This window comes from Bacillus cereus group sp. N31, from assembly GCF_016483245.1.
Lineage (GTDB): Bacteria > Bacillota > Bacilli > Bacillales > Bacillaceae_G > Bacillus_A > Bacillus_A toyonensis.
Map to the genome: position 1 here is coordinate 761,318 of NZ_JAEHCH010000001.1, position 11,051 is coordinate 772,368.

Here is an 11,051-nt window from a genome sequence, read left to right on the forward strand (position 1 = left end):
TACATAGGGGGATCGTACATGAAAAATAGTAAAGTGATTAAACTACAAGATCGTGTACCAAAATTAAAAAATCAAAAGAAAAAAAACAAAAAAAATGTTAATCATCGGTTGATTTTATACATATCAATTTTATTTTTATTAGTACTCTTTTTAATTTATTTTCGGTCTCCGCTTAGTAATATAAAAAAGATAAGTGTGTATGGAAATCATTATATGACAGATGACCAAGTAATGAAGGAATCAGGTGTGACATATGATACAAGTTATTTCCGAGTGACAGCACATAAAGCGGAAAAAAATTTAACGAAACGAAAAGAAATTAAAGCAGTAAATGTAAAAAAGCGTTTTCCAAACAAAATTGATGTTCATATTAAAGAATATGTAACGATTGGTTATATAAACCAAGATGGAAAATTACAACCGTTATTAGAAAATGGGAAAACACTTGATGTACTCCCGAATGGAAAACTTCCTGTTGCAGCACCAATTTTTGAACCTTTTAAAGAGGAGAAAATGAAGGGACTAATTGCTGAACTAGAAAAGTTAACTCCGACTATTTTAAGGTCTATTTCTGAAATTCGTTATTCACCGACGAATGCGAATGAAGACCATCTTACTTTATATATGAATGAAGGATATGAAGTGAGCACTACGATTCAAAATTTCGCAAAGCGTATGGAAACTTATCCACTTATTTTAAAAACAATTGAGCCAGGTAAGAAGGTGTTAATTGACTTAGAAGTAGGTGCATATACGAAAGAGTTAGGTGTAGAAGAAAAAAAAGAATAGAACGGTAGTATTCACTGCATTAATATAGAAAAAAGAGAAACGAATGTTCTATCATATGCATACGAATTTACTAGAATGGTTCATTTGATGAAAAATATGTAAAAATTCTTAGATTCATACTAGGATTGGTACAAGTTTCACTTTTCTATGAGTACATCTTAGTGTAGACTTATACTTGGCGGTAATTTTTACACTTGAAATAAAATTATTTCAAGATAAGCAGTTCTTCACAGGTTACTGCGATATTCTTAAATGAATGTTAAATAAAAATAAGAAAAATATAGGGTTAAAAAAGGGAAACGTATAAAGACGTTGAATATTTTTCTTATAAATAGTAAAGTTGCGATTGTTGTTCCATATATTGAGTTGTATGGTATAAATAAAGAAGGAGGTGCCAAAGAATGAACAGCAATGAAATATATGTTAGTCTTGACATCGGTACATCCAATGTTAAAGTCATCATTGGTGAAATGGTTAATGACAGCTTAAACATTATTGGTGTTGGAAATGTAAAATCGAATGGTTTAAAGAAGGGATCGATAGTCGATATAGATGAGACTGTTCGATCAATTAAAAAAGCAATTGAACAAGCTGAGCGCATGGTGGGAATCCACATTGAGCAAGTTGTAGTAGGTGTCAATGCAAACCAGGTACAGCTACTTCCTTGTCATGGAGTAGTCGCTGTTTCAAATGAAGATCGTGAAATCGGGAATGAAGATGTCTTACGCGTTCTAGATGCAGCACAAGTTGTGTCAATTGCTCCAGAACGTGAGTTTATTGATGTGGTACCTCGACAGTTCATCGTAGACGGTCTTGACGAGATTAACGATCCACGTGGAATGATCGGTGTAAGATTAGAAATGGAAGGTACACTTATTACAGGATCGAGAACCTTACTACATAACTTACTTCGTTGTGTGGAAAAAGCAGGTCTTGAAATTGTTGATATTTGTCTTCAACCTTTAGCGGCTGCAACAGTTGCTATATCTTCGGATGAAAAAAATAGAGGAGTAGCCCTTGTTGATATGGGGGGAGGATCTACGACTTTATCTATTTTTAAAGATGGAGAGTTACAAGCGACAAGCGTATTACCATTAGGTGGAGACCATATAACGAAGGATATTGCGATTGGGTTGAAAACTTCAACAGAAAATGCAGATCAAATTAAGTTGAAATATGGACATGCTTTTTATGATACAGCATCGGAAGAAGAAATGTTTACGGTTCCTATTATGGGAAGCGATCAAACAGAACAATATTCTCAGTTGGAGTTATCGGATATTATCGAGGCTCGTGTAGAGGAAATTTTAATGTTTGTTCAAGATGAAGTACGTAAGTTAGGAGTAAAGCAAGTAGCTTCTGGGTATGTACTAACTGGTGGAATAGCTTCTATGCCAGGTGTTCTTGATCTTGCATATGATATTTTACATGAAAATGTTCGTGTAGCAACTCCTGACTATATTGGTGTGCGTGAGCCCCAATATACTAGTGGAGTTGGATTAATTAAACATTCATATCAAAAAGCTAAATTGCGTGGGAAAAATGTGCAGGAAAAGCAAGAACATTTTGAACCAGTACCAGCACCAGCACCAATGCCGGTACAACAACAACCTGCGAAACAAAAAACCCGTAATCAAAACAATAATAATCAAAATGATGACCGTATGATGTCAAAAGTAAAACGTGTATTCCGTTATTTATGGGATTAAAATTGGACACGAAAAATGAGGTTCTAGGGGGATTTCGACATGTTAGAGTTTGATACTACTCAAGATCAATTAGCGAATATAAAAGTTATCGGTGTCGGCGGTGGCGGAAACAATGCTGTAAACCGTATGATTGAGCACGGTGTACAAGGTGTTGACTTTATCGCTGTGAATACTGATGCACAAGCGTTAAATCTATCAAAAGCTGAAACAAAAATGCAAATTGGTGGAAAATTAACGCGTGGACTTGGTGCAGGCGCAAACCCTGAAGTAGGGAAAAAAGCGGCAGAAGAAAGTAAAGAACAGATCCAAGAAGCACTTCGTGGTGCAGATATGGTATTCGTAACTGCTGGTATGGGCGGCGGAACTGGAACTGGTGCAGCTCCAGTTGTTGCTCAAGTTGCAAAAGAACTAGGTGCATTAACAGTTGGTGTTGTAACACGTCCATTTACGTTTGAAGGACGTAAGCGTGCAACACAAGCTGCATCTGGTATTGCGGCATTTAAAGAAAATGTAGATACACTTATTGTAATTCCAAACGATCGCTTATTAGAGATTGTTGATAAAAATACGCCAATGTTAGAAGCGTTCCGTGAAGCAGATAACGTATTACGTCAAGGTGTACAAGGTATTTCTGATTTAATTGCTACACCAGGTCTAATTAACTTAGACTTCGCAGACGTAAAAACAATTATGTCTAATAGAGGTTCTGCTTTAATGGGTATCGGTTCTGGTAATGGGGAAAATCGTGCTGCTGAAGCTGCGAAAAAAGCGATTTCTAGTCCATTACTAGAAACATCTATTGATGGAGCTCAAGGTGTTATTATGAATATTACGGGTGGAGCTAACTTAAGCTTATACGAAGTACAAGAAGCAGCAGACATTGTAGCTTCAGCTTCGGATCCAGAAGTAAATATGATCTTCGGTTCTGTTATTAATGAAGGATTAAAAGATGATATCATTGTAACTGTAATTGCAACTGGTTTTGATGATAGTATTGCAACTCAACCACCAAAACCAATGATTCGTCCGAATGCGAATCACACGCAACAACAGCAACAACCAGTAGCTCAGCCTTCAAAACAACGTGAAGTAAAACGTGAAATAAAGCGTGAAGAGCCGGTTGTACATGAGCGTCATTCAGATTCAGATGATATCGATATTCCAGCATTTTTACGTAACCGTCGTAGACGATAAAAAAAGGGGCATTCATGCTCCTTTTTTGTTTCTGAATGGAAAAGACCTGCTAAGCAGGTCTTTTTTTATTTTGTATATTTAAATTTATCTCGCATTAACGGCCCGTAAAAGCTCGGTTTATGTGGGTTAAAAGGAACCGATTCTACTGATTAAAATTGCGCGTTAAAGTTGTAGTACAGGATTTTTAATTTTCGTTACATATAGTTCAGCCCATCTGTCGGTAAAAAATAAAAACATATCATTCTATGAAACTATACTTTTATTTTTTACCGACAGATTATGTCTAGAAATCACAAAATAACAAAAAAACACCTCCGCAAATTGACACACTTTCCCATTGGATATGCATTATACTAGTCTCAACTTAAAAAAAGAGGTGAATTGTTTGGTTGTTTACGCCGACGTTGTTTGGTTGTTAAACGCCTGCATTGATTTTCTTTTACTTTTATTAACAGCTACCGTGTTAAAAAAGAAGATCAAAAGATGGAGGCTTGTGTTAGGGGCATTTATAGGTTCCACCATTGTTATTTTTGCCTTTACTCCTTTTGCTTCTATGATGACACATCCGATTATGAAACTACTGTACTCGTTACTTATTGTGTATACAGCCTTTGGGTTTACAACGTTTAGAAATTATACACAAACTGTTTTTACTTTTTACTTTGTCACTTTTATGGTTGGTGGAGGATTAATGGGAACTCATTTCTTTTTGCAAACGAATGAGATGGTAAATGGATTGGTTCAATCTCAATCGATTTCTTACGGTGATCCAATTAGTTGGTTGTTTGTTATTTTAGGTTTTCCAGTAATTTATTATTTTTCTAAAAAGCGTATTGAAAGCGTAGAAATCACGAAAATACACTATGACCAAATCGTGAAAGTGAAAATTCAATTAGCTGAAGAAGAATTGGAACTAGCAGGTTTAATTGACAGTGGGAATCAACTTTACGACCCGTTAACAAAAACACCCGTAATGATTATGCATATTTCATCGTTAGAACATTGTTTGCCATCTTGGTTAACAGAACAAATTTATTCCAAAACAGAAATTCCTCAAATACCAGAAAAAGATTCTGGATGGGCGACAAAATTACGCTTAATTCCTTTCCGAGCAGTAGGAGTAGAGAGTCAATTTTTGTGGGCAATTAAGCCTGATAGTGTGCAAGTTGATTATGAAGGTAGTTCAATCGTTGTAAACAAAGTATTGATTGGGTTAAATACACAACAACTGTCTACCAATGGAGAGTATCAATGCATTGTACATCCAAAAATGTTGATTTCGCAAAAAATGGTAATTGCTTAATTATGAGAGGCGGGATAATATGATGAAATTAAAATTTTATTTAGTATACCTTTGGTATAAAGTATTGCTGAAACTAGGAATTAAGACCGATGAAATTTATTATATTGGTGGAAGTGAAGCGTTGCCACCGCCGTTAACGAAAGAAGAAGAAGAAGTTCTTTTGAATAAATTGCCAAAAGGTGATCAAGCGGCAAGGTCATTACTTATTGAACGCAACTTACGGCTAGTTGTATATATAGCAAGGAAATTTGAAAATACAGGGATAAATATTGAAGATTTAATTAGTATAGGAACAATTGGCCTTATTAAAGCGGTAAATACATTTAATCCAGAAAAGAAAATAAAATTAGCAACATATGCATCTCGTTGTATAGAAAATGAGATTTTAATGCATTTGCGCCGAAATAATAAAAATCGTTCGGAAGTGTCTTTTGATGAACCGCTTAACATTGATTGGGATGGGAATGAACTGTTGTTATCAGATGTATTAGGTACAGATGATGATATTATTACAAAAGATTTAGAGGCTACTGTAGATCGTCATCTTCTAATGAAAGCATTGCACCAATTAAATGATCGGGAAAAACAAATTATGGAGCTTCGATTTGGGCTTGCTGGAGAAGAGGAAAAGACGCAAAAAGATGTGGCGGATATGCTTGGGATTTCACAGTCATACATTTCACGTTTAGAAAAAAGAATCATAAAAAGGTTACGAAAAGAATTTAATAAAATGGTGTAAAGAATAAGACCAGCCTTTATGTAGGCTGGTCTTATTCTGTTTAGTTGTAGAAGAAGGGGTAATTAAAATGAAAAATGAAGAGAAAACCACATGCATAAAATCCCCTTCAAAGGAAATACTTTACACTGTACAGCAACTCCCGATAGGAGGGAACACTTTGACGAGAAACAAAGTAGAAATTTGCGGTGTTGATACAGCAAAACTTCCAGTACTAAAAAATGAAGAAATGCGTAAATTATTTCGTGAAATGCAAAGTGGAGAGATAAGCGCAAGAGAGAAATTAGTGAATGGAAACTTACGTCTTGTATTGAGCGTCATCCAAAGATTTAATAACAGAGGAGAATATGTTGACGATTTATTTCAAGTTGGTTGCATCGGACTTATGAAATCCATTGATAACTTTGATTTAGGCCAAAATGTAAAATTTTCAACGTATGCTGTGCCGATGATTATTGGAGAAATACGCAGATATTTGCGTGACAACAATCCGATTCGCGTATCTCGCTCGTTACGAGATATTGCGTATAAAGCTTTGCAAGTAAGAGAAAAATTGATCGCAGAAAATTCAAAAGAACCAACAGCAATGGATATTGCAAAAGTGCTAGAAGTGACTCACGAAGAGATTGTATTTGCTTTAGATGCGATTCAAGATCCAGTGTCATTATTTGAGCCGATTTATAACGATGGGGGAGATCCTATCTTTGTTATGGATCAATTAAGTGATGAAAAACAAAAGGACGAGCAGTGGGTTGAAGAGTTAGCGCTGAAAGAAGGCATGAAGCGTTTAAATGATCGTGAAAAGATGATTATTCGAAAACGGTTCTTTCAAGGAAAAACACAAATGGAAGTTGCAGAAGAAATCGGGATTTCTCAAGCTCAAGTATCACGCTTAGAGAAATCGGCTATTAAACAAATGAATAAAACGATTCAAGGATAAGGTCTCACCATTTATGGTGAGGCCTTTTTATATGTACTATAGTTTGCGTTCATAGCAATGAGGTCGTGTTCATATAATGAAAATAATATGAACCTTAGTAGCGGTTACTTCCTGTTAATATGAAATACAGTAGTCTGTGTACTTCCAATTCGCCATATAAGGGAGAGGATGAGAGTGATACGGTTTTCAGAGTTACAGATGAAGGATGTTATAAATATTTCAGATGGGAAAAGGCTTGGAAATATTGGAGATATTGAGATTGATATCGATACAGGGAAGATTTGCTCTATTATTATTTCCAAACAGGCACGTATGCTTGGGATTTTTGGGAAAGACATAGAAATTATAGTTCCTTGGGAGGAAGTTATGAAAATCGGGGAAGATGTCATACTTGTAAGAGTAAATCCTGTTAATTCTGTAACAGAATCAATACAAACACCGACAATTTCATAAAGAATATTACAAATTCCTCTTTTTTTTCTGTTGGTATTATGAAAAAATAAAAGTATGGTAAAATAGACAGGAAGTACCATGCTTTTTTCTGTTATTTTAATTAAAAAGGAGCCGCTTTATGAGAGAACCATTTAAATATGTGGACGGTATACTGTATTTACAAGCGTGGAAAGAACTTGGAAACATTACTGCTGGATTTACGACAAAAGATGGTGGGATAAGTACGGGCTCCTTTCATGCGATGAATTTAGGATTACATGTGAATGATATCGTGGAGAACGTTCATGAAAACAGACGCATTTTAGCAAATAAGTTACAAAAACCATTGGAAAACTGGATTTGCTCTGAACAAGTTCATGATCACCATGTTGAAAAAGTAGGACAACAAGAAAAAGGAAGTGGCGTCTATTCATATGAGGATGGCATTTCAAAAACAGATGGCATTTATACGACTAATAACGATGTTCTTTTAACGTCTTGTTACGCGGATTGTGTCCCACTCTATTTTTATGCACCATCACATGGTATGATAGGACTTGCGCATGCCGGGTGGAAAGGGACTGTAAAAGAGATTGCAAATGAAATGATTCAAAAATGGAGTGCAGAAGGGATTTCAAGTGATGAAATTCATGTTGCAATTGGACCGGCAATCGGATCTTGTTGTTATGTTGTTGATGATAGAGTGTTAACAGCGGCACAGCAAGTAGTAAACGGTTCTGTCCCATATAAAAAAATTTCTGATGGACAGTACGCAATTAATTTAAAAGAAATTAATCGTATATTATGTGTACAAGCAGGCATAAAAGAAGAGCATATTGTAATGTCATCTCTTTGTACAAGCTGTGAAGAACAACTATTTTTCTCTCATCGCCGTGATCAAGGGAAGACAGGGAGAATGTTGAGTTTCATAGGTTTTAAGGAGGAAGAAAACAAGTGACAGTACAAGAAAATTTAATAATTGTAAACGAAGCTATTAAAGAATCTTGCACACGAGCTGGACGTTCGTTGCAAAATATTAAACTTGTTGCAGTTACAAAAACTGTAGGGATTGAAAAAACAAACGAAGTAATGGAAGCTGGAATTATCGATTTAGGTGAAAATAGAAATGAAGGTTTCTTACAGAAATACGAGCATTTTGGCTCAAAAGTTAATTGGCACTTTATTGGCTCATTACAAACGAGAAAAGTAAAAGAAATCATTAATGAAATTGATTATTTACATTCGTTAGATCGTCTTTCTCTGGCGAAAGAAATTCAGAAACGTGCTGATAAGAAAGTGAAATGCTTTATTCAAGTGAAAACCTCATCTGAAGAATCAAAGCAAGGATTGGCAATAGAAGAAACAGTTTCTTTTATTCAAAGTTTGCAAGAATTGGATAAGATTGAAGTGGTTGGACTAATGACGATGGCGCCATTTACAGAAGAAGAGGAAGAAGTTCGTCGCTGCTTTAAGGACTTGCGCAAGCTACAAATAGAGGTGCAGGAGCTAAATCTATTACATGCGCCATGTAAAGAATTATCAATGGGAATGTCCAATGATTACACGATTGCAATTGAAGAAGGTGCTACATATATTCGTTTGGGAACGATTTTAGTAGGAAAAGCGTAAAAGGAAGGAGAATCTTATTATGAGTTGGTCAAAAGTAAAATACTTCTTTTTTGATACACCAGAAGAAAAAGAAGCAGCTCAATATAGCTATGAAAAGGAGCAAACGGACATGAAGAAGCAGCAAGATCCGCCGGAACAACAAGATGTTACGTTTCCGAAAGCACAACCGAAACAAAATGTTGTGAGCATTGAAACGGCAAAGCAATCTTCAAAAGTTGTTTTATTAGAACCACGCACGTATTCGGAAGCGCAAGGTATTGCGGACCATTTGAAAGGTAGACGAGCTGTTGTAATTAATTTGCAAAGAATGTCTACTGATCAAGCAGTACGTATCGTTGACTTTTTAAGTGGTACTGTATACGCTATAGGCGGGGACATTCAAAAAATAGGACCGAAAACATTTATGTGTACACCTGAAAATGTAGATATTGTTGGTGCAATTTCAGAATTATTCGGCGAAGAAGAAGAAACAAATATAAAGAGGTGGTAATACGCCATGACAACCGTTTTAAATGTTTTACTTACTGCTATCGAGATTTACTCGTGGGCACTTATCATTTACATCCTCCTATCATGGTTTCCTGGTGCAAAGGAATCAACTTTTGGAGATTTTCTTGCACGTATTTGTGAACCGTATTTAGAACCATTTCGCAGATTTATTCCGCCGTTTGGTATGATTGATATCTCTCCACTCGTTGCGATTTTTGCGTTAAAACTTGCTAAAAGTGGTTTGTTCAGTTTGTTCAGCTATTTCTTGTAATAAGAGGCTAAATACATGAGCATTTACGAACATTTCAGACCTGATGAAGAGGTCTTTGTAGATAAAGTGCTAGAGTGGAAGCGAGCAGCAGAGTACCATCAAGTGAAACTAACAGATTTCCTTGATCCAAGACAGCAACAAATTGTTTCTATGGTAATTGGACAAGGAGATGTTGCTGTGCAATTTGATGGTGCAACGCCTTACGCAGAGCGTAGAAGAGCACTTATTTATCCAGACTATCTAGAATTAAATGAAGAAGAATTTCAAGTAGAAGTATTAGAAATTGACTATCCTTCCAAGTTTTATACGCTAGAACATAGGCAAATATTAGGTACATTTATGTCACTTGGTTTAACGAGAGAAAAATGTGGTGATATTTTGCTTCAAGAAAATCGTGCCCAAATTGTAGTTGCGAAAGAAATCGTATCTTACATTGAGATGAACTTACAAGCAATAGGGAAAGTAAAAGTCTCCTTATCAGCAGTACAAGGAGAACAAATTCTACAGACTCATGAAACGTGGGGAGAGAAATCTGGAACGGTTTCTTCACTTCGCTTAGATGTTATGTTGGCTGAAATGTTACATATATCCAGACAGAAAGTGCAACCTCTCATAAAAAATGGTTTAGTAAAAGTCAATTGGAAAACAGTAGAGCAAACTTCTTATGAATGTTATCCAGGAGATGTGTTTTCGGTGAGAGGATATGGGCGAAGTAAATTGTTTTCTGTAGAAGGTAGAACAAAACGCGACAAATGGAGAATTTTGTATGGTATACTAAAATGATTGGTTTTTTAGAAGGAAATCCTCCTATTTTGTCGAAGAAAAGATATAATTGAAAGAGGAAATTTAGATAACTACTTGGAGGTGGCGTTGTGCCGTTAACACCATTAGATATTCATAACAAAGAATTTGGTCGCGGATTCCGTGGCTATGATGAAGATCAAGTAAATGAGTTTCTTGATCAAATTATCAAAGATTATGAATTAGTCATTCGTGAGAAAAAAGCTTTAGAAGAAAAAGTTGCGCAATTAGAAGGAAAGTTAGATCATTTTTCTAACATTGAAGATACGTTAAACAAATCTATCGTTGTTGCACAAGAAGCAGCGGAAGAAGTAAAACGTAATGCGCAAAAAGAAGCGAAATTAATCGTACGTGAAGCTGAAAAAAATGCAGATCGTATCATTAACGAAGCTTTAGTAAAATCAAGAAAAGTTGCTTTTGATATTGAAGAGCTAAAGAAACAAGCGAAAGTATTCCGAACTCGTTTCCGTATGTTATTAGAGACACAGCTTGAAATGCTAAACAACGATGATTGGGATAAACTAATTGAGTTAGAAGACGAAGTAGATGAGCTGTTGAAAAAAGAAGAAACAGTGTAAGCTTGACGTTTTTCTCATTATTACATATAATTTTAAACAACATATTTATTAAGAAAAACGAAGATAGGGATAAGTACCTTTTCAAACCTTATATAGCGAACTGAGGACGGTGTAAGCTCAGGATAAGGAGATTAGTGGGAATATCACCCTGGAGTTCCGCGCTGAACAAATAGAGTAAGC

At 35.6% G+C, this 11,051-nt stretch carries 13 protein-coding genes and 1 other annotated feature (1 of these 14 cut by a window edge); all 13 genes read left to right on the forward strand.

What is annotated here, in order from left to right; translation table 11 throughout:
- Positions 1-18: 18 nt before the first annotated feature.
- The 13 genes from divIB to divIVA all read left to right on the forward strand — a co-directional run bounded on the left by divIB (position 19) and on the right by divIVA (position 10,871).
- Positions 19-789, forward strand: a complete 771-nt coding sequence (gene divIB / locus JDS81_RS04135) for a cell division protein DivIB (protein WP_097954273.1) — start codon at positions 19-21, stop codon at positions 787-789.
- A 401-nt stretch (positions 790-1,190) separates the two neighbouring features.
- The gene (gene ftsA, locus JDS81_RS04140) at positions 1,191-2,498 is read left to right on the forward strand and encodes a cell division protein FtsA (RefSeq protein ID WP_001087556.1); all 1,308 of its coding nucleotides are present in this window, start codon (positions 1,191-1,193) and stop codon (positions 2,496-2,498) included.
- Between the two features lie 39 nt (positions 2,499-2,537).
- Entirely contained in the window at positions 2,538-3,692 is a 1,155-nt protein-coding gene (gene ftsZ / locus JDS81_RS04145) for a cell division protein FtsZ (RefSeq protein ID WP_097954272.1), read from the forward strand.
- Positions 3,693-4,077: 385 nt separating this feature from the next.
- Positions 4,078-4,995, forward strand: a complete 918-nt coding sequence (gene spoIIGA, locus JDS81_RS04150; protein WP_141499494.1) for a sigma-E processing peptidase SpoIIGA — start codon at positions 4,078-4,080, stop codon at positions 4,993-4,995.
- 19 nt (positions 4,996-5,014) lie between these two features.
- On the forward strand, positions 5,015-5,734 hold the full coding sequence (gene sigE, locus JDS81_RS04155; RefSeq protein ID WP_000976947.1) for an RNA polymerase sporulation sigma factor SigE: 720 nt from the start codon (positions 5,015-5,017) through the stop codon (positions 5,732-5,734).
- 157 nt (positions 5,735-5,891) lie between these two features.
- Positions 5,892-6,671: an RNA polymerase sporulation sigma factor SigG gene (gene sigG / locus JDS81_RS04160; protein WP_000197755.1), complete on the forward strand. Its 780-nt coding sequence runs from the start codon at positions 5,892-5,894 to the stop codon at positions 6,669-6,671.
- 168 nt (positions 6,672-6,839) lie between these two features.
- Complete coding sequence (locus JDS81_RS04165; protein ID WP_199688497.1) at positions 6,840-7,124, forward strand: YlmC/YmxH family sporulation protein; 285 nt, start codon at positions 6,840-6,842, stop codon at positions 7,122-7,124.
- 118 nt (positions 7,125-7,242) lie between these two features.
- Positions 7,243-8,061, forward strand: a complete 819-nt coding sequence (gene pgeF, locus JDS81_RS04170) for a peptidoglycan editing factor PgeF (protein WP_001209013.1) — start codon at positions 7,243-7,245, stop codon at positions 8,059-8,061.
- Positions 8,058-8,732 carry a YggS family pyridoxal phosphate-dependent enzyme gene (locus JDS81_RS04175; protein WP_097954269.1) on the forward strand — a complete coding sequence of 225 codons (675 nt, stop codon included), beginning with the start codon at positions 8,058-8,060 and terminating at the stop codon, positions 8,730-8,732. Before pgeF ends, JDS81_RS04175 begins: the two co-directional genes overlap by 4 nt.
- A gap of 19 nt (positions 8,733-8,751) precedes the next feature.
- A complete protein-coding gene (locus tag JDS81_RS04180; RefSeq protein ID WP_000119137.1) occupies positions 8,752-9,222 on the forward strand; it encodes a cell division protein SepF in 471 nt (156 codons plus the stop codon).
- Positions 9,223-9,228: 6 nt separating this feature from the next.
- Positions 9,229-9,492, forward strand: a complete 264-nt coding sequence (locus JDS81_RS04185) for a YggT family protein (protein WP_000214326.1) — start codon at positions 9,229-9,231, stop codon at positions 9,490-9,492.
- 15 nt (positions 9,493-9,507) lie between these two features.
- On the forward strand, positions 9,508-10,275 hold the full coding sequence (locus tag JDS81_RS04190; protein WP_097954268.1) for a YlmH family RNA-binding protein: 768 nt from the start codon (positions 9,508-9,510) through the stop codon (positions 10,273-10,275).
- Between the two features lie 89 nt (positions 10,276-10,364).
- On the forward strand, positions 10,365-10,871 hold the full coding sequence (gene divIVA, locus JDS81_RS04195) for a septum site-determining protein DivIVA (protein WP_001131611.1): 507 nt from the start codon (positions 10,365-10,367) through the stop codon (positions 10,869-10,871).
- A gap of 51 nt (positions 10,872-10,922) precedes the next feature.
- Positions 10,923-11,051 (forward strand) — a binding site (T-box leader) (it continues 96 nt past the right edge of the window).

Coding starts and splice junctions, on each gene's coding strand:
- JDS81_RS04180 (WP_000119137.1), top strand. CDS start 8,752: ATGAGTTGGTCAAAAGTAAAATACTTCTTTTTTGATACACCAGAAGAA.
- JDS81_RS04190 (WP_097954268.1), top strand. CDS start 9,508: ATGAGCATTTACGAACATTTCAGACCTGATGAAGAGGTCTTTGTAGAT.
- ftsZ (WP_097954272.1), top strand. CDS start 2,538: ATGTTAGAGTTTGATACTACTCAAGATCAATTAGCGAATATAAAAGTT.
- sigE (WP_000976947.1), top strand. CDS start 5,015: ATGATGAAATTAAAATTTTATTTAGTATACCTTTGGTATAAAGTATTG.
- pgeF (WP_001209013.1), top strand. CDS start 7,243: ATGAGAGAACCATTTAAATATGTGGACGGTATACTGTATTTACAAGCG.
- JDS81_RS04185 (WP_000214326.1), top strand. CDS start 9,229: ATGACAACCGTTTTAAATGTTTTACTTACTGCTATCGAGATTTACTCG.
- ftsA (WP_001087556.1), top strand. CDS start 1,191: ATGAACAGCAATGAAATATATGTTAGTCTTGACATCGGTACATCCAAT.
- JDS81_RS04165 (WP_199688497.1), top strand. CDS start 6,840: ATGAGAGTGATACGGTTTTCAGAGTTACAGATGAAGGATGTTATAAAT.
- divIB (WP_097954273.1), top strand. CDS start 19: ATGAAAAATAGTAAAGTGATTAAACTACAAGATCGTGTACCAAAATTA.